The sequence below is a fragment of the Micromonospora psammae genome, from assembly GCF_036902725.1.
Lineage (GTDB): Bacteria > Actinomycetota > Actinomycetes > Mycobacteriales > Micromonosporaceae > Micromonospora.
The window spans coordinates 170,815-187,340 of the sequence record NZ_JBAKHM010000006.1 but is presented as its reverse complement, the minus strand read 5'-3'; the positions used below and the strand labels follow the sequence as shown (position 1 = coordinate 187,340).

16 protein-coding genes and 6 tRNA genes are annotated in these 16,526 nt (G+C 73.1%); 10 read left to right on the top strand and 12 right to left on the bottom strand.

Annotation, left to right across the window (positions count from 1 at the left end; translation table 11 throughout):
- The first annotated feature begins 5 nt into the window (after positions 1-5).
- From V6U79_RS12015 to V6U79_RS11990, 6 genes are all read left to right on the top strand, one after another.
- The gene (locus tag V6U79_RS12015; RefSeq protein ID WP_334530960.1) at positions 6-599 is read left to right on the top strand and encodes an AMIN-like domain-containing (lipo)protein; all 594 of its coding nucleotides are present in this window, start codon (positions 6-8) and stop codon (positions 597-599) included.
- 99 nt (positions 600-698) lie between these two features.
- Complete coding sequence (locus V6U79_RS12010; protein ID WP_334614686.1) at positions 699-1,379, top strand: response regulator; 681 nt, start codon at positions 699-701, stop codon at positions 1,377-1,379.
- 13 nt (positions 1,380-1,392) lie between these two features.
- Positions 1,393-2,793: an ATP-binding protein gene (locus V6U79_RS12005; RefSeq protein WP_334614685.1), complete on the top strand. Its 1,401-nt coding sequence runs from the start codon at positions 1,393-1,395 to the stop codon at positions 2,791-2,793.
- Positions 2,790-3,701 carry a Gmad2 immunoglobulin-like domain-containing protein gene (locus V6U79_RS12000; RefSeq protein WP_334614684.1) on the top strand — a complete coding sequence of 304 codons (912 nt, stop codon included), beginning with the start codon at positions 2,790-2,792 and terminating at the stop codon, positions 3,699-3,701. Before V6U79_RS12005 ends, V6U79_RS12000 begins: the two co-directional genes overlap by 4 nt.
- Before the next feature lie 121 nt (positions 3,702-3,822).
- On the top strand, positions 3,823-4,425 hold the full coding sequence (locus V6U79_RS11995) for a TetR/AcrR family transcriptional regulator (RefSeq protein WP_334530969.1): 603 nt from the start codon (positions 3,823-3,825) through the stop codon (positions 4,423-4,425).
- A 50-nt stretch (positions 4,426-4,475) separates the two neighbouring features.
- A complete protein-coding gene (locus tag V6U79_RS11990) occupies positions 4,476-5,966 on the top strand; it encodes an MFS transporter (RefSeq protein ID WP_334614683.1) in 1,491 nt (496 codons plus the stop codon).
- A 169-nt stretch (positions 5,967-6,135) separates the two neighbouring features.
- Here V6U79_RS11990 and V6U79_RS11985 read toward each other — a convergent pair.
- Positions 6,136-6,211: transfer RNA gene (locus V6U79_RS11985), tRNA-Arg, on the bottom strand.
- Here V6U79_RS11985 and V6U79_RS11980 point away from each other — a divergent pair.
- On the top strand, positions 6,181-6,627 hold the full coding sequence (locus tag V6U79_RS11980) for a hypothetical protein (RefSeq protein ID WP_334614682.1): 447 nt from the start codon (positions 6,181-6,183) through the stop codon (positions 6,625-6,627). The genes V6U79_RS11985 and V6U79_RS11980 overlap by 31 nt on opposite strands.
- 87 nt (positions 6,628-6,714) lie before the next feature.
- Here the strand turns inward: V6U79_RS11980 and V6U79_RS11975 are convergent.
- The 8 genes from V6U79_RS11975 to V6U79_RS11940 all read right to left on the bottom strand — a co-directional run bounded on the left by V6U79_RS11975 (position 6,715) and on the right by V6U79_RS11940 (position 10,234).
- Positions 6,715-6,788 (bottom strand) — tRNA-Ile (locus V6U79_RS11975).
- A gap of 4 nt (positions 6,789-6,792) precedes the next feature.
- Positions 6,793-6,881: transfer RNA gene (locus tag V6U79_RS11970), tRNA-Ala, on the bottom strand.
- A 33-nt stretch (positions 6,882-6,914) separates the two neighbouring features.
- Positions 6,915-8,114 carry an RtcB family protein gene (locus tag V6U79_RS11965; protein ID WP_334614681.1) on the bottom strand — a complete coding sequence of 400 codons (1,200 nt, stop codon included), beginning with the start codon at positions 8,112-8,114 and terminating at the stop codon, positions 6,915-6,917.
- A gap of 148 nt (positions 8,115-8,262) precedes the next feature.
- A tRNA-Gly gene (locus V6U79_RS11960) sits at positions 8,263-8,334 on the bottom strand.
- Positions 8,335-8,348: 14 nt separating this feature from the next.
- Positions 8,349-8,422: transfer RNA gene (locus V6U79_RS11955), tRNA-Glu, on the bottom strand.
- A gap of 129 nt (positions 8,423-8,551) precedes the next feature.
- Positions 8,552-8,624: transfer RNA gene (locus V6U79_RS11950), tRNA-Trp, on the bottom strand.
- A gap of 393 nt (positions 8,625-9,017) precedes the next feature.
- Positions 9,018-9,188: a hypothetical protein gene (locus V6U79_RS11945; RefSeq protein WP_334530981.1), complete on the bottom strand. Its 171-nt coding sequence runs from the start codon at positions 9,186-9,188 to the stop codon at positions 9,018-9,020.
- Between the two features lie 17 nt (positions 9,189-9,205).
- Positions 9,206-10,234, bottom strand: a complete 1,029-nt coding sequence (locus tag V6U79_RS11940) for a YxiH-YxzG fusion protein (RefSeq protein WP_334530983.1) — start codon at positions 10,232-10,234, stop codon at positions 9,206-9,208.
- A 61-nt stretch (positions 10,235-10,295) separates the two neighbouring features.
- On the opposite strand from V6U79_RS11940, the gene V6U79_RS11935 reads away from it, so the two are divergent.
- From V6U79_RS11935 to V6U79_RS11925, 3 genes are all read left to right on the top strand, one after another.
- Positions 10,296-11,504 carry a spore photoproduct lyase family protein gene (locus V6U79_RS11935; protein WP_334614680.1) on the top strand — a complete coding sequence of 403 codons (1,209 nt, stop codon included), beginning with the start codon at positions 10,296-10,298 and terminating at the stop codon, positions 11,502-11,504.
- Positions 11,505-11,594: 90 nt separating this feature from the next.
- Positions 11,595-12,386, top strand: coding sequence for an alpha/beta hydrolase (locus V6U79_RS11930; protein ID WP_334614679.1), 792 nt, complete (start codon positions 11,595-11,597; stop codon positions 12,384-12,386).
- 107 nt (positions 12,387-12,493) lie between these two features.
- Positions 12,494-13,618: a pentapeptide repeat-containing protein gene (locus tag V6U79_RS11925; RefSeq protein ID WP_334614678.1), complete on the top strand. Its 1,125-nt coding sequence runs from the start codon at positions 12,494-12,496 to the stop codon at positions 13,616-13,618.
- 42 nt (positions 13,619-13,660) lie between these two features.
- On the opposite strand, the gene V6U79_RS11920 is transcribed toward V6U79_RS11925, so the two are convergent.
- The 3 genes from V6U79_RS11920 to V6U79_RS11910 all read right to left on the bottom strand — a co-directional run bounded on the left by V6U79_RS11920 (position 13,661) and on the right by V6U79_RS11910 (position 16,469).
- Positions 13,661-14,167 carry a DinB family protein gene (locus tag V6U79_RS11920; RefSeq protein ID WP_334614677.1) on the bottom strand — a complete coding sequence of 169 codons (507 nt, stop codon included), beginning with the start codon at positions 14,165-14,167 and terminating at the stop codon, positions 13,661-13,663.
- 139 nt (positions 14,168-14,306) lie between these two features.
- The gene (locus V6U79_RS11915; protein WP_442933767.1) at positions 14,307-15,482 is read right to left on the bottom strand and encodes a D-alanyl-D-alanine carboxypeptidase family protein; all 1,176 of its coding nucleotides are present in this window, start codon (positions 15,480-15,482) and stop codon (positions 14,307-14,309) included.
- Between the two features lie 201 nt (positions 15,483-15,683).
- Positions 15,684-16,469 (bottom strand): peptidylprolyl isomerase, encoded by a 786-nt coding sequence (locus tag V6U79_RS11910; protein ID WP_442933404.1) that lies wholly within the window; start codon positions 16,467-16,469, stop codon positions 15,684-15,686.
- Between the last annotated feature and the right edge of the window lie 57 nt (positions 16,470-16,526).

Genomic DNA, 16,526 nt, shown 5'->3' with positions numbered 1-16,526 from the left:
ACACCATGAAGATTGCCAGGACACTCACCGCGGCGGTCCTGCTCAGCGGGCTGCTCGCCACCACCGCGGTGAGCGCCGCCGCCAGCGCCCCACGGGTCGGCGGGGCCACCACCAGCGCCGTCGCCGGCCCGTACTGCGGGATCACCTGGGGCAGCGTGGAGAAGTCGGCCGGCACGCTCAGCGGCGCGCCACTGGTCGACGTGCGTACCGGTCGGCACGACTGTTTCGACCGGGTGGTGTTCGAGTTCGCCGGGCCGGTGAACGGCTACTCGGTCGGCTACGGCGAGACGTGGACCGAGGGCGAGGGGCTGGCGCTGTCGCCGTACACGGCCGGGGACGAGCTGCTCCGGGTTTCGCTGCGGGCCCCGGCGTACGACGACGAGCACCTGGCCACCGTCCCGTACCGGGTCGGTGAGCACGCCGCGAACGTGCTGCGTTCCTCGACGCTGCGGGACGTGGTCTTCGGCGGCAGCTTCGAGGGCTACACCACCTTCGCGGTCGGCGTGCGGGCCCGGCTGCCGTTCCGGGTGCTGGTGCTGGCGGGACCGGGCACGCACAGCCGGATCGTGCTCGACGTGGCGCACCAGTGGCAGCAGTGACCACCCGTCGGGACGGGGGCGCGGCACCGGCCGGGCCCCCGTCACCGGCCGTTGCGCCAGGGTCGCCCGGGGCCGTCCCGGGACTACCCTGAGGACGTCATGGAGGGCCACGTGCTGGTCGTCGAGGACGATGCCTCCATCAGGGAGGTCACCGCCCTCGGTCTGCGGCGGGCCGGGTTCCGGGTGAGCACCGCCGTCGACGGCCGGGCCGCCCTGGCGGCCTGGCGGGCCCAACCGGTCGACCTGATCGTGCTGGACGTGATGCTGCCCGGCGTGGACGGCCTGGAGGTCTGCCGGGAGGTGCGCCGCAGCAGCCAGGTGCCGATCCTGATGCTCACCGCCCGCACCGACACCATCGACGTCGTGGTCGGCCTGGAGTGCGGCGCCGACGACTACCTGCGCAAGCCGTTCGACCTGCCGGAGCTGGTCGCCCGGGTCCGCGCCGGGCTGCGCCGGGCCGCCGCCGTGGTCGAGGAGGCCACCCTGACGGTGGGACCGCTGGAGATCGACCCGGCCCGGTTCGTGGCCCGCAAGGCCGGTCGGGAGCTGACCCTCACCGCCACCGAGTTCCGGCTGCTGCTGGAGCTGGCCCGGCGCCCCGGTCAGGTGTTCACCCGGGAGCTGCTGCTGGACCGGGTGTGGAACCACTCCCACCTCGGCGACTCCCGGCTGGTCGACGTGGCCGTGCAGCGGCTGCGGGCCAAGGTGGAGGACGACCCCGCCACGCCCCGGCTGGTCCGCACGGTCCGCGGCGTCGGCTACAAGCTCTCCACCGGATGACGGGAGGCACGCCATGCCCGCCGACGCCGTGGCGCCGGGCCGCCTCCGGTACCGGTTGACGGTGGCGTTCGTGCTGGTGGCCGGGGTGTCCGCCGGGGTGCTCGCCAGCGGGTCGTACCTGCTGCTGCGGCAGGCCCGGCTCGACGGCTCGGTGCAGCGGGCCGCCGCCGACGCCCGCTACCAGCTGGTCCTGGCCGGGCAGTTCGTGCCGCTGACCGACGCCCGCCGGGTGGAGCTGCTGGCCAGCTTCGAGGGCAGCGGCCGGCACGTGCTGCTGGTAGCCGGGGAGACCGAGGCGTCCAACCCGGCGTACGCCCCGACGCCCGGCCGTACGCTGCGCGCCGCCGTCGCCGACGGTCAGCTCGGCTACGAACGCTCCCGCGCCGGCCGGCACCTGCTCGTGGTCGGCGGGCGGATCCCCGGCTCCACCGCCGAGCTGTACGCGGTCACCGACGAGACCGACCTGGTCGACGGCCTGACGCAGCTGCGCACCGCGCTGGCGCTCGGCTGGGTGGCGGTGGTGGCGCTGGCCGCCGGGGTCGGGCACACCCTGGCCCGGCGCACCCTGGAACCGGTGGGGCGGGCCAGCCGGGCGGCCCGGGCGGTCGCCGAGGGGCTGCTCGCCACCCGGCTGCCGGTGCGCGGGCGGGACGAGTTCAGCGACTGGGCCGCCGCCTTCAACGAGATGGCCCAGGCGTTGCAGACGAAGATCGACGACCTGTCCCGCGCCGAGGCCCGGGAGCGGCGGTTCACCGCCGACGTCGCGCACGAGCTGCGTACCCCGGTCACCGCCCTGGTGGCCGCGGCCTCGCTGCTCGGCGACGAGCTGGACACGCTGCCGCCCGGCGCCCGGCGCACCGCCGAGCTGCTGGTCGCCGACGTGACCCGGCTCCGGGCCCTGGTCGAGGAGCTGATCGAGATCTCCCGACTGGACGCCGGCCGGGAAGCCGTGGTGCTCGCGCCGGTCGACGCCGGCGCCCTGCTGCGCGAGGTGGTCGCCGCGCACGGCTGGACCGGCCGGGTCCGGGTCACCGGCGAGGGGGCGACGGTGCGCACCGACCGGCGCCGGCTGGAGCGGGTGCTGGCCAACCTGGTCGGCAACGCGGTCGCGCACGGGGCGGGCGAGCTGCGGGCCGACGTCACCGCCGCCGGCGCGCGGCTGAGCTACGAGGTCAGCGATCAGGGGCCGGGGATCACCGCCGCGCACCTGCCGCACCTGTTCGAACGCTTCTACAAGGCCGACCCGGCCCGCTCGGGCCCTGGCAGCGGACTCGGCCTGGCCATCGCCCGGGAGAACGCCCGACTGCTCGGCGCCCAGCTCACCGTCAGCAGCACGGTGGGCGTGGGGACGACGTTCCGCCTGGTGCTGCCCGTGCCACCGGGCGGGCCCGAGGCGCCGGACGGTGACCGGTGAACCGGCTGCCGCTCCTGCTCGCCGCGCTCGTCCTGCTCCTGGCCGGCTGCGGCGACGACCGCTCGGGCACCCTCGGCCCGGCGCCGACCGCCGCGTCGCCGACCACCGCGCCGCCGGCCACGTCGCCCCGCCCGGCCGCTCCTCCGCCGCAGGTCAGCTCACCCCCGCCGACGGCGGCGTCGTGGGCACCCGCATCCGGTACGCCGACTCCACGGCCCACCGGCACGCGGACGACGACCACCGTCCAGCTCTGGTTCGTCCGCGACGGCACGCTGGCGCCGACCCGGCGTACCCGGGCCGCCACCGTCGCCACCTCCCGCCTGGCGCTGGCCGAGCTGGCCGCCGGTCCCACCCCGGCGGAGACCCGCGCCGGGATGGCCACCCTGGTCCCCGGCCCGGTCGAGGTGACCCGGATCGCCGGCGGCACCGCGACCGTCGTCCCGCCGCCCGCCTTCGCCGCCGGGGACGAGCGGGCGCTGCGGCTGCGCCGCGCCCAGGTGGTCTGGACCCTCACCCAGTTCCCCGCCGTACGCCGGGTCGCCTTCACCGGCGGCCCCGCCGAGCTGGTGCTCACCCGGGCCGACCTCGACGACCTGCTCGCGCCGATCGTGGTCACCGAGCCGGTGGTGGGGCAACGGGTCACCCGGCCGGTCACCGTCGCCGGGACCGCGAACGTCTACGAGGCGACCGTCTCGATCCGGGTGCTCGACGCGAGCGGCCGGGTGGTCGGCACCGGCTTCACCACCGCCAGCTGCGGCACCGGCTGCCGGGGCGACTACCGCGCCACCGTCACCTACCGACTGCCCGCCGCCGGCGCCGGCGCCGTCGAGGTGTACGAGGTCTCACCGCAGGACGGGTCGCGCGCCCACGTGGTGACGATTCCGGTCCAGCTCGCCGCCACCGGCTGAAAGCCTCAGCGGTACGGAACGTTCTCGTTTCGTCCAGCCGTTGCGATGGAAGTCATAAAAGGCCGCCAAGGCTGGGTGGCGCGCCTAGTATCGGTACGACATCGTTTCGCTGGAGGAGTTCATGGCCGTGGGGACGGACCCGGACCGGACCGGCCCCCCGGTCTGCGGGGAGCGCAACCCCGAGCTGCTGGAGATCGTGATCCAGCTGCTCCGCGAGGTCGGCTACGACCGGATGACCATCGACGCGGTGGCCGCCCGGGCCCGGGTCAGCAAGGCCACCATCTACCGGCACTGGCCCGGCAAGGCCGAGCTGGTGGCCGCCGCCCTGCGACACCGGCACGTCGCGGTGCTGGTCCCGGCGGACACCGGCTCGCTCCGCGGCGACCTGCTGGAACTGCTGCGCACCACCGCCGCCATCTGCACCGCCGACAGCGACCTCATGCAGGCGCTCACCCTGGCCATGCGGACCAACCCCGAACTGGCCCACCTGATCCGGCAGCAGGTGATGCCGGGCGGCCGGGTCGCCAGCGTCGCCATCGTGGTCCGCGCCGCCGCCCGCGGCGAGATCCCCGCCGAGGCCGGCGAGCGGGACCTCTTCCACGACCTCGCCCCGGCGATGGTGATGTCCCGGATCCTCGCGCACGGCCTGCCCGCCGACGACACCTTCCTCACCCAACTCGTCGACCAGGTGCTCATCCCCGTGCTCCGTTACCGCTCCGCCTGAACCCGACCGCGTTCCGCAACACAGGCTCTCGCATCCACGGAAGGCCCCCCATGCCCAGCACGACCTCGACCGCCCCCGGCGCGCCCCGCGCCGGGACGTCGACCACGCCCCACCCACGCCGGTGGCTGGCCCTCGCGGTCATCGCGATCTCGCAGCTGATGGTCGTCCTCGACGCCACCATCGTGAACATCGCCCTGCCGCAGGCCCAGGCCGACCTGGGCATCTCCAACGCCGACCGGCAGTGGGTGGTCACCGCCTACACCCTCACCTTCGGCGGCCTGCTCCTGCTCGGCGGCCGGATCGCCGACTACTGGGGGCGCAAGCGGACCTTCCTCGTCGGCATGGTGGGCTTCGCCCTCGCCTCCGCCATCGGCGGTCTCGCCACCACCGGCGGGCTGCTCTTCGCCGCCCGCGCCCTCCAGGGCGCCTTCGGCGCCCTGCTTGCCCCGGCCTCGCTGGCCCTGCTCACCGTGCTCTTCACCGAGGCCACCGAGCGCGCCAAGGCGTTCGCCGTCTACGGCGCCATCGCCGGTGGCGGCTCCGCCGTCGGCCTCGTCCTCGGCGGGGTGCTGACCGAGTACGCCGACTGGCGCTGGTGCCTGCTGGTCAACATCCCGATCGCCGCCGTCGCCCTGTTCGCCGCCATCCCGCTGGTGCCGGAGAGCCGCGCCCACGGCGACACCCGGTACGACGTGCCCGGCGCCGTCGTGGTCACCGCCGGCCTGGTCTCCCTGGTGTACGGCTTCACCAGGGCCGCCGAGGACGGCTGGGACGCCACCGCCACCATCGCGTTCATCGCCGCCGGTGTCGTGCTGCTCGCCGCCTTCGTCGTCATCGAGCTGCGCTCGTCCCACCCGCTGCTGCCGCTGCGCATCCTGCTGGACCGCAACCGGGGCGGCGCGTACCTCGCCTCCACGCTGGTCGGCGCGGGCCTGTTCGGCGCGTTCCTGTTCCTCACCTTCTACTTCCAGCAGGCGTTGCAGTACACCCCGCTGGAGGCCGGTCTCGCCTCGCTGCCGGTGACCGCCGGCGTGCTGGTCAGCGCCGGCGTCGCCAGCCAGCTGCTGCCCCGCGTCGGGGCCAAGCCGCTGATGGTGGCCGGCGCGGTCCTCGCCGCCGCCGGCATGCTCACGCTGACCCAGATCGACCTCGACACCTCCTTCGTGTCGCACCTGCTGCCCGCGCAGGTCGTCCTGGGCCTGGGCCTCGGCTTCACCTTCGTGCCGCTGTCCAGCCTCGCCCTGGTCGGGGTGCCCGAGCACGACGCCGGGGCGGCCAGCGCCACCCTCAACGCCACCCAGCAGATCGGTGGCTCGCTCGGCACCGCGCTGCTGAACACCTTCTTCACCAGCTCGGTGGCCGCGTACCTGGCCACCCGGATCCCCGACCCGGCCACCCAGGCCCAGGCGGCGATCCACGGCTACACCGTCGCCTTCGCCTGGGGCGCCGGGCTGATCCTGCTCGCCGGCCTGGCCACCCTCCTGCTGATCAAGGTGCGCAAGGAGGACCTCGCCACCGGCGGGGCCGTACACATGGGCTGAGCCCCGCACACGACGGCCGCCGGTCACCCGTGGGGGTGACCGGCGGCCGTCGCTGCCTCGGATCGCGGTGTACTGCGAACGTCGTGGAGGACAAGCTGCGGCTTGACCCCCGTTACCTTTTTGATCGTCCGCAGCAAAGCGCGCTACCAAGTTGCGCCACGTCCCGATGCTGCCCCGGCAGGACTCGAACCTGCACATGTCACACCCTCGTAGGGTGCCGCTCTGTCCTTTGAGCTACAAGGGCATCGGTCCACCAGCCGAATTGGCGGGCCGTTCGACGTATGTGGCAGTTCGCGCATACTACGTCGCACTTCTCAATCTCCGCCTTCACCGTCGCGAGGGACGAGATTCGGCGGATCATCTCGCCGACACCGTGCAACTTATTGCCGCGAACATGGTCGAATTGCAACACCACGATGTCCGCTTCGCCGCAGTCCACACACGAGTGGGTGGACAGATACTCAGCAAGAAATGCGCGCAACTCGGCCCTGATCCTGTCGTTGCGGTCTATAGCCTTGCGGATGTAAGCGGCGCGGTTGTCTGCGTAGTGCCGGCTGACGTATTCCCGGTGACACTTCTTGCAGTGCGCATAGGTGTATGGCTTGCCGCGCTTCACCGTCTGGTGAAACTCAGTCAACGGCAACGTCTCGCGGCACCGTGAGCACGGCTTCGAAGATCCCGACTTTTCCACACGGTTCAAGATACCAGTCTATTGACGTAAGCCGCTGTCGGGATACCCAGGGGCAGGGGCCGACGGGTGGAGTCGAACCACCGACCCCCGCGTTTATCAGCGCAGTGCCCTGACCCCTCAGCTACGACGGCTTAGCGGAGGGCCCGGGGTTCGAACCCGGGAGCGATTGCCCCTCCTACTGCCTTAGCACGGGCAGCGCTATAGACAGCTCATGCCACCCTTCCGTGCGGTTGGTGCCCGGCCGGGCGCCAACCGGTCTAGCCCTTCACACAGACGACCTGCTTGAGGTGCGCCACCACCTCGACCAGATCGTCCTGCTGCGCCATCACCTCGATGATGTCCTTGTACGCGCCGGGGATCTCGTCGACCACCCCGGCGTCCTTGCGGCACTCCACCCCGGCGGTCTGCCGAGCCAGGTCGGCCGTGGTGTACGTCCGCTTCGCCTGCCCCCGCGACATCCGCCGCCCCGCGCCGTGCGACGCCGAGCAGTACGCTTCGGGGTTGCCCCTGCCGCGCACGATGTACGAGCCGGTGCCCATCGACCCCGGGATGATGCCCAGGTCCCCCCGACCGGCCCGGATCGCGCCCTTGCGGGTCACCAGCACGTCCACCCCGTCGTAGCTCTCCTCCGCCACGTAGTTGTGGTGGCAGCTGATCGGCTCCCCGTACGCGACCTGCGGGAACTGCTCGCGGACCACGCCGCAGAGCAGGGCCAGCATGACCGCCCGGTTGCGCCGCGCGTACTCCTGCGCCCACCACAGGTCCCGGCGGTAGGCGTCCATCTCCGGGGTGCCGGCGAGGAACACCGCCAGGTCGCGGTCGGGCAGGTCGGCGTTGTGCGGCAGGCGCCGGGCCACCCCGATGTGCCGCTCGGCGAGTTCCTTGCCGATGTTGCGGGAACCGGAGTGCAGCATCAGCCAGACCTGCCCGGCGTCCGGGCCGTCCTGCTCGACGCAGACCTCGATGAAGTGGTTGCCGCCGCCGAGAGTGCCCATCTGGTGCCGGGCCCGGCTCTCCAACTGCGCCACCCTCCGGTCCAGCTCGCCGAACCGCTGCCAGAAGTCGGCCCAGCCGGCCTGCTCCAGGCCCCGGATCCGGCGCGGGTCGACCGGGTCGTCGCGCTTGGCGAAGCCGACCGGGACGACCGCCTCGATCGCCGACCGCAGCGGCGCCAGGTCGTCCGGCAAATCGGCCGCAGTGAGCGAAGTGCGCACCGCGGACATGCCGCAGCCGATGTCGACGCCGACCGCGGCCGGCGAGACCGCCTGCCGCATCGCGATCACCGAACCGACCGTCGCGCCCTTGCCGAAGTGCACGTCCGGCATCACCGCGACGCCCTGCACCCAGGGCAGCGCGCCGATGTTGCGCAGCTGCTGCGCGGCCTGCGGCTCGATGCCGTACGGGTCGGTCCAGACCCGGACCGGCGCCCGGGTGCCCGGCAGCGGGGTGAATGCCATCGTCTTCTCCTGGTGTCGTGGGATGCCGCCCCGGGCCGGGGCGGCGGAAGGCTCGTGTACCGACCGGGAATCGAACCCGGCGGGAGTGCGTGCAAGGCCTCTCTGCGCCCCAGCGCGCAGCCCGTGCCTGTGAAATGAAGGTGTTCCGAGCGGCTGGCCGGATTCGAACCGGCGATCTTCGCCTTGGCGAGGCGACGCGCTACCCCTGCGCCACAACCGCGTGTCGTCACTGCGTAGGCCGTACGGGGCTCGAACCCGTAACCGCCCGGCTGAGAACCGGGTGAGCTGCCAGCTTGCTCCAACGGCCCGTGCGCGAGGTGGTGGTGCCACCCCGCGTCGTACCCCCGGCCGGCGCGCTGTCGACGCCGGCCGGGATTCGTGTCATCCACTGTGGAGTTGAGAAGGAGCGACGTCGCCGGCGGTGCCGGGACAGCGGGCAGGGGTGACAGGACTCGAACCTGCAACCGTCGGGTTTGGAATCCGGTGCTCTTCCGGTTGAGCTACACCCCTCGGACGGGTGCCGGGTGACGAAAAAGCCGCCCGGTCCCCGGTGGGGTGGGCGGCTGCGCGTACTGCGCTGGCGCTATCCGCGCCGCCACCCTTGTCGCCGGCCGCACCAACCCTGAGGCTGGGCCAGGGCTCGTTCGCAGGCCGACAGCATGGCACCACCGCGCGGCGCGGGCCGCGTGGTCTCGGTGCTGGTGTGCTGCTGCACGGCGGGCTCCCCGGTCAGATCGGCGTGACGTTGCCGTTGAAGGTAAGCGAGGTTCCCGGGGTCCCGCAACGGATAATCCGAGGACTTGTCGGCGGTGCCCCGTTCGTGGTGCCGGCCGGACGGGCGCGCCCGCTTCCTCCGCCCGGGCGGACGGGTGGCGGGAGCGGGCTCCGGTGGGCGGCTCGCGCTCAGTCGGCGTGGTCGGCGGACTCGGCGGGCACCGCGGCCTGCCGGGCGGGCTCGGTCGAGAAGGCACCCTCCAGCCGCCGGCGCAGAAGGTCGGACTGGGCCAGGAACGACGCGACGCGCCGACCGGTGTCGGGCGCGTCGCGTCGCGTCAGGTCGCGCGGCTTCAGCAAGCGCCGTCGCCGGACCGCTACGGCAGGTCGTCCAGGTGGAGCCGGTACCAGCCGGCCTCGTCGAGCAGGTGCAGCACCGGACCCCGGCCGACGACCCGGGCGCGGCTCGGGAGGGCACCACCGTCGGGCAGGGCCAGCCGGTACTCCCCGACCCGGCGGACCCGGCCGCCAACGAGCTCACCGACGACGAGGCGATCCTCGGCGCCGTGGCCGCCGAGGAACGCCACCCGGGAGCCGTCGGTCACCAACCCCCGGGCCCCTTCCGCGACGTCGTTGCGCCAGCCGGTGAGCTCGTCCTCCCGCACGCGGACCAGCGGAAATCCGGTGTAGTAGCAGGTCCACACGGCGTCGTCGGCGACGTTGAGCGCATAGCAGTCGTCGATGGCGCCCCAGAGGTTGTCCACGTGCGACGGATAGTGCCACTGCGGCTCGAAGTCAGCGGAGAAGCGCACCAGGCCCCGCGAGCCGACCGGCGGCGGACCATCCGGCCCGCCCCAGCCGAAGTTCCCGTAGACCCCCTCGTCGAAGTAGCCCACCCAGACCTGACCGTCCCGGGTGGTGGCGACGTGCTCGATGCCGTCCCCCAGAATGTGCGCGGCCACCGGCCGCCCGTCGCTGTCATAGACGACGGCGTTGCGGTCCGGTCCGTCCGGCCGCCACCGCGCCCGGGCACCGACCAGCAGGATCCGGCCGCCGGGTAGCGGCTGCAGCTCCGGAAAGGTTACGTCCAGCTCGGTGAGGTGGACGACCGCGACCGTCTCCGGGGCGTGCACGGTCACCCGGGCGGTCACCGGTCGGGGCGGCCGCGGGTCGGGAAAGATCGCCCAGCCGGTCTGCGCGGTCTGCGCGGTCAGCGCCGCCAGGTCGTCCGGCGTCGCCCAGAGCACGAGCGCCGCACCGTCCGGCCCGACCGACGCCGAGACCAGCACGTCGCCGCCGTGTGCAGCGGCGAGCACCGCGTGCGGACGCAGGCGTACGACGGGGAGTTCCGCCGCCCGCGCACCGGCGGGCCCGGCCGGCGTAGGACGGTCCTGAGGATCAGTCATCCGGACACCTCAGCACGGGGCAGCCCACCTGACCACCGGATTCCCCGCCGATGTTGCATCGGTGCCGCAGCGGGTACGCCGCGGGATGAGCCGGGACGACGTGAACGTCGACGAGCCGCTCGCCGTCGACGTACCTCCGGCGCCGCACGACGCCAGCGGCGAGCGGGTCCCGATCCGTGACCTGGCCGGGCTGGCCCCGCCGCCCCGGCCCGCGCGGCGCTGGACCCCGCGCCGGGTGGTGGCCACCCCGGCGGCGTTGGAGCACCCGCACGGCCGGCGGATCGCCGCCCGGGTGGAGGAGCTCGGCATCGAGGTCGAGCGGCTGCGCGCCAACCGGCTCACCGGGCTGCGCGGCGAGACCGAGCGGGAGACGTACGCCCGGGCGAAGTCGACCATGGCGATCGTGGTGAGCCCGGCGTCGCGGCGGAAGCTGCAACCGATCGCGCCCAGCGCCGACTGGCGGGTCGACCTGGCGGAGGGGTGCCCGGCGCACTGCCAGTACTGCTACCTGGCCGGTTCGCTCTCCGGCCCGCCGGTGACCCGGGTCTACGCCGACCTGGACGACATCCTCGCCGGGCTGGCCGACTACGCCGGTCGCGGCACGGTGACCAGTCGCAGCGCCACCCGCGCCGACGAGGGCACCACCTTCGAGGCCTCCTGCTACACCGACCCCCTGGCGCTGGAGCACCTCACCGGCAGCTGGCGTCGGGCGGTGGAACACTTCGCCGCCTGGGACGCCCCGGTGCAGCTGCGCTGGACCACCAAGTTCGACGACGTGGGCGGCTTCGTCGGCCTGCCGCACGCCGGGCGTACCCGGGTCCGGTTCAGCGTGAACTGCCTGCCGGTGAGCACCCGGCTGGAGGGGGGCACCAGCCCGGTGCCGGCCCGGCTGGCCGCGCTGCGCCGGCTCGCGCTCGACGGCTATCCGGTCGGGTTGACCATCGCGCCGATCATCGCGCTGCCGGACTGGCGGGACCACTACGGGCAGCTGCTGGGCATGGTCGCCGACGCCGTCGCCGGGGTGCCGGGGTTGGACCTCACCGCCGAGCTGATCACGCACCGCTTCACTCCGGGCAGCAAGGAGGTGCTGCTCGGCTGGTACCCGCGCACCCGGCTGGAGATGGACGAGTCGTCACGCAGCCGCAAGCACGGCAAATTCGGCGCGGTGAAGTACGTCTACCCGAGCGAGCTGATGGGCGAGCTGCGGTCGTGGTTCACCGCGGAGCTGGCCGCCCGGGTGCCGTCCTGCCGGGTCCTCTACTGGACCTGACGGCCCGCCCGCCGCTCACCGACGATCTTGAAGCGGCGTCGTTGCCGGCCACCCGCGCGCCACCGCCTGAGCCGGTACGGTCTACAGACCATGGCTCTGGTCCGCTGCGACTTCTTCTCCGAGGCGCTCGGCCTCAACACCTCGATGACGGTGCTCCTGCCGCAGCGCGCCCCGTCCCAGATCGGCCTCGCCGGTGGCGCGGGCGACGGCGCGCCACCGGTGCTCTACCTGCTGCACGGCCTCACCGACGACGAGACCATCTGGCTGCGGCGCACCGCGATCGAGCGGTACGTCGCACCGCTGGGCCTGGCCGTGGTGATGCCCCGCGCCGAGCGCAGCTTCTACGCCGACGAGGCGCACGGCAACCGGTACTGGACCTTCCTCAGCGCCGAGCTGCCGCAGCTGTGCCACTCGTTCTTCCGGCTCTCCGCCCGCCGGGAGGACACCTTCGTCGCCGGCCTGTCGATGGGTGGCTACGGCGCGGTGAAGTGGGCGCTGCGCGAACCCGGCCGGTTCGCCGCCGCCGCCAGCCTCTCCGGGGCGCTGGACGTCGCCCACCGGCGCGACCATCCGACCAGCCCGGTCGACCCGACCGTCTGGCACACCGTCTGGGGCGACCGCCCGGCCGCCGACACCGACGACGACACCGTCGCGCTGGTCGGCCGGGCCGGCCCGGACGCCCCCGCGCTCTACGTCGCCTGCGGCACCGAGGACTTCCTGTACGACGACAACCAGCGCTTCGTCGACGCCGCCCGGGGACGGGGGGTGCCGGTCACCGTGGACTTCTCCCCCGGCGCGCACGACTGGGCGTACTGGGACGCGAAGATCCAGGACGTGCTGGCCTGGCTGCCGCTGCGCGCGGGCGGCGACGTCTCCCGCTGAGCACGCTCCTCACCGAGCGCGGACGAACGGCTAGAAGACGCTTGACCTGCGCAAACTCCCGTCATGATCGCGTTCATTCCGTCGCCAACTCGTCAGACCCGGGGCGGGTGTCTCGGAACAGGTCATCGATCGGCCGCGGGTGCGTTCCTCGCTGGCGGCATCAGGCAAAATGGTCTCCAACCGAACCCAAACATCAGGACGTCGACGAGAAACGGGGCACCGCACTGTACGTCACCGATCTGTACGTCAAAGCCGTCGACCAACTGGGATCCGACAAAGCCCCTATACGCATCGGCGGCCTGTACGCGCTGGAGCGCCTCGCCCAAGACAACCGAGTCCAGCGACAAAGCATCGTCGAGGTGATCTGCGCCTACCTGCGCATGCCATACACCCCGCCCGACGACCACCCCACCCCTGACAACAGCGGCCTTCCCTCATCAATAGAGGGAGCCCATACCCAACCCCAATCACACTCATCATCCAACATCGGCAACGGCAGCACCGACGAACCGACCCGCAACTCCAGCGAGGAACGCCAGGTCCGTCTTACCGCTCAGCGCATCCTCGCCCGACATCTTCAACCGCGCACCCACGACGCTACCGCCAACCCTCTGTATTGGGGGCCGGAGATGGTGCTGGATCTCACCGAGGCGACCCTCGTCAACCTCGACTTCACTGGCTGCCACCTCCACAACGCCACCTTCACCAGCGCGACATTCGCCGGCGACGCCAAGTTCGACGAGGCCACGTTCACCGGCGTTGCCAGGTTCGAAAAGGCGACGTTCGCTTGCAACGCCTCGTTCGGCGAGGCGACGTTCTCAGGCCTTGCCTGGTTCAGCAAAACTACGTTCACCGGCTACGCCTGGTTCGGTAAGGCGACGTTCGCCGGCAACGTCTCCTTCGGCAGGGCAACGTTTACCGGCTACGCCTCGTTCAGCGCGGCGACGTTCGGCAGCGACGCCACGTTCGCTGGCAGCGCTACGTTCGGCAAGGCAAGGTTCACCAGCAACGCCTTTTTCGACGCAACGAATTTCGGCGGCGAGGCCAGATTCGGCGAGGCGAAGTTCGGCGGCGAGGCCAGGTTCGCTGAGGCGACGTTCGGTGCCTACGCCTCGTTCAATAGGACCGAGTTTGCTTCGCTCCCCGTCTTCAAGGCGGCGTTCCAAGGACTTAGATCGTTTGAGGGAGCGACGGCCAACGGATCAAGGTACGACGGGCCAGCTGCCGAATAGATTGCCGAACTAACCTGGTCCTTAAGCCCCGGGCCCCGGCGCTCAGACGCCGACGGCGCCGTCGACGCCTTCCCGCAGGAAGTCGGCGTGGCCGTTGTGCCGGGCGTACTCGTGCATCATGTGCAGCATCACCAGGCGCAGCGAGACGTCCTCGCCCCAGCGTGCGTTGTGGCCGGTGACGTCGAGCGACTCGGCCTCCCGCTCGATCCTGCGGGAGTGCTCCACCTCGCGCTGCCAGACCTCGAACGCCTCCGCGCCGGTCGAGCCGCCCGGGTCGTACGCCTCCTGGAAGTCGCCGGTCTCCGACCAGATCAGCGGGACGTCCTCGCCGTCGATGACCCGCCGGAACCAGGTCCGCTCCACCTCGGCTAGGTGCCGCAGCAGGCCGAGCAGGGTCAGCGTGGACGGTGGCATGGAGCGGCGCCGCAACTCGTCGTCGGAGAGGCCCGCGCACTTCATGGCAAGGGTGGCCCGGTGGAAGTCGAGGAAGGCGCGCAGGGTCTCCCGCTCCCCCGCGCGCAGCGGCGGTCCGATCCGTTCGACGTCCATGGTGGTCCTTCCCCGTTGGGCCTCGCCGTCGACGAGGAGCCTAGACGGAACCACCGTCGGCGGGCCGCGAGGAGGGCCACAGCCAGGGAACGTTGCTGCCGCAGTGCGGGGCGCCGAGACAGCCGCGCCTTCTCCGGCGTCAGCGGGTCCGGCGTGGCCGGGACGGGCCGGCGGCCCGGCGACGGCGGACGAGCAGCGCGGCGACGGCCACGGCGACGGCCGCGGCGAGCCCGGCGGCGAGCAGTGGGGCGGGACGGGCCGAGCGGTGCCGAGCGTCCCGCAGCCCCGGCCCCGCGGCGGCGGCCAGCGCGGGAGCGGTGCCGGCCGCCGACGCGGGCGCGGCGTCCAGCTCGCCGGGGCGTACCAGCCGGCCCACGGACGCGTCCCGGGGCAGGCGGAAGCCCCAGTCCAGCAGGGCCGCGCCCTGCTGCCAGCCGCGCCGCTCGTCGACGATCTCGGCGCCGAGCAGGGTGACCACCAACCGGCGGCCGCCGCGCTCGGCCGCACCGACGTACGTGTGGCGGGCCAGGTCGGTGAAGCCGGTCTTGCCGCCCAGCGCCCCCGGATAGCGGTAGAGGAGCTGGTTGTCGTTCTGGATCTGGTAGCCCTTCTTGCGCTGCGCCGGCTGGGCCGGGACCATCGCGGTCAGGGTGGCGTCGTAGCGGCGGAACATCGGGTTGGCGAAGCAGGCCCGGGCGATCAGCGCCAGGTCGTAGGCGCTGGTGAACTGGCCCGGCCCGTCCAGCCCGGAGGGGGTCACCGCGTGGGTCTGCAGCGCGCCGAGGCGGCGGGCCTCCTCGTTCATCGCCCGGACGCCGCCGGCCTGGCCGTCGGGTCCGCCACCCAGTCGGGCGAGGGTGTTCGCGGCGTCGTTGCCCGACTGGAGCAGCAGTCCCAGCCAGATCGTCGCGATCGGGTACCGGCCGCCCTCGGCCAGGCCGACGGCGGAGCTGCCTGGCTCGATGTCGACGTCCTCCGCCGTCACGGTGACGACCCGGGTCGGGTCGAGCTTCGGCAGGACGGCCGCGGCGAGCAGCAGCTTCTGCACGCTGGCCGGGGTGGCGTACTCGTGCGGGCCGCAGCCGCCCAGCACCGCGCCGGTGTCGAGGTCGGCGACCAACCAGGAGGTCGCCGGCACCGGGGGCGGGGTCGGGACGTCGGCGGGGACCACCAGGCCGGCGGTGGCCAGGGCGGGCCCGCCGACGACGCGCTGCGCCGGGTCCGCCCGGGGTGGCGCGGGTCGCGGCGGCCGGGAGATCGACGGTACGGGCGCGCACGGCCCGGTCCGGACGGCGGGCGAGGCGACCGCGGCCACCGGTATGGCGGCCGGCGACAGCAGGACGGCGACGGCAGCAGCGGTGGCGCGGCCGGGGACTCTCACTCTCACTCCCACGGACGGTAGCGAGCCCGACCGGGCCAGGCCGTCGATCCGGTGAATCGCGTCCGCCGGACCGGGCCGGGCCGCTATCCTGCCCGGCCCGGCCCGCGGTGCGACCGCCGCCGCCCGGTCCCCGGGTCAGCGCCCCCGGCTGGCGCGGCAGATCTCCACCGGCTGGGCCGGCGCGCCGTCGACCGGCGCCGGATTCTCCGGGGTGGCCGCGATCCCGCCGGCGGCGATCCGATCGAGGGTGGCCAGGCCCGCCTCGTCGACGCTGCCGAAGACGGTGTAGTTGGGGCGCAGCGCCGAGTCGGCCTGGACCAGGAAGAACTGGCTGCCGTTGGTGTCCGGACCGGCGTTGGCCATGGCGAGGGTCCCCCGGGCGTACAGCCGGCGGACGCCGGTCGGGTCGGTCGGCGCCGGCGGCAGGTCGGTGGGGAGTTCGTCGGCGTACCGGTAGCCGGGGCCGCCCTCGCCGGTGCCGGACGGGTCGCCGCACTGGAGCACCTTCAGCGTCGGGTACGCGGTGAGCCGGTGGCAGGGCGTCCGGTCGTAGAACCGGTGTCGGGCGAGGTGCAGGAAGCTCTGCACGGTGCACGGGGCCTGCTCCCGGTCCAGGGTCAGCCCGATGGGGCCCTGGTTGGTGCGCAGGGTGATCCGGACGGTCCCCCGGTCGGGCGTCCGCCGGGGGTCGGGGGGCAGCGGCACCGGCCGGGCGGCCGGCTCGTCGGGGGTCTGCGTGTACGCGCAGGGCCCCTTGGTGGTCGGGGGCGGCGCGGACGGATCGGTGCCCGGCGCGGCGACGGCGGCGGTGCCGCCGACGGCGACCAGCGTGGCCGACACCAGCGCCACACCGGCGAGGCGGTACGGCATGGCGGCGCGGGGTGGCTGCGGGGTGGCGTGCGGTCGGGGTTCGCTCGACACGTGGGATCCTCCTGGACTCGTGGCACCAGAACGACCGGAGTCTATGGACGTGGCGGG

What these genes read in the sequence shown, in the direction of transcription:
- V6U79_RS11995 (WP_334530969.1), top strand. Translation starts at nt 3,823, where the DNA reads ATGGCCGTGGGGACGGACCCGGACCGGACCGGCCCCCCGGTCTGCGGG.
- V6U79_RS12005 (WP_334614685.1), top strand. Translation starts at nt 1,393, where the DNA reads ATGCCCGCCGACGCCGTGGCGCCGGGCCGCCTCCGGTACCGGTTGACG.
- V6U79_RS12010 (WP_334614686.1), top strand. Translation starts at nt 699, where the DNA reads ATGGAGGGCCACGTGCTGGTCGTCGAGGACGATGCCTCCATCAGGGAG.
- V6U79_RS11940 (WP_334530983.1), bottom strand. Translation starts at nt 10,234, where the DNA reads ATGACTGATCCTCAGGACCGTCCTACGCCGGCCGGGCCCGCCGGTGCG.
- V6U79_RS11990 (WP_334614683.1), top strand. Translation starts at nt 4,476, where the DNA reads ATGCCCAGCACGACCTCGACCGCCCCCGGCGCGCCCCGCGCCGGGACG.
- V6U79_RS11920 (WP_334614677.1), bottom strand. Translation starts at nt 14,167, where the DNA reads ATGGACGTCGAACGGATCGGACCGCCGCTGCGCGCGGGGGAGCGGGAG.
- V6U79_RS11930 (WP_334614679.1), top strand. Translation starts at nt 11,595, where the DNA reads ATGGCTCTGGTCCGCTGCGACTTCTTCTCCGAGGCGCTCGGCCTCAAC.
- V6U79_RS11965 (WP_334614681.1), bottom strand. Translation starts at nt 8,114, where the DNA reads ATGGCATTCACCCCGCTGCCGGGCACCCGGGCGCCGGTCCGGGTCTGG.
- V6U79_RS12015 (WP_334530960.1), top strand. Translation starts at nt 6, where the DNA reads ATGAAGATTGCCAGGACACTCACCGCGGCGGTCCTGCTCAGCGGGCTG.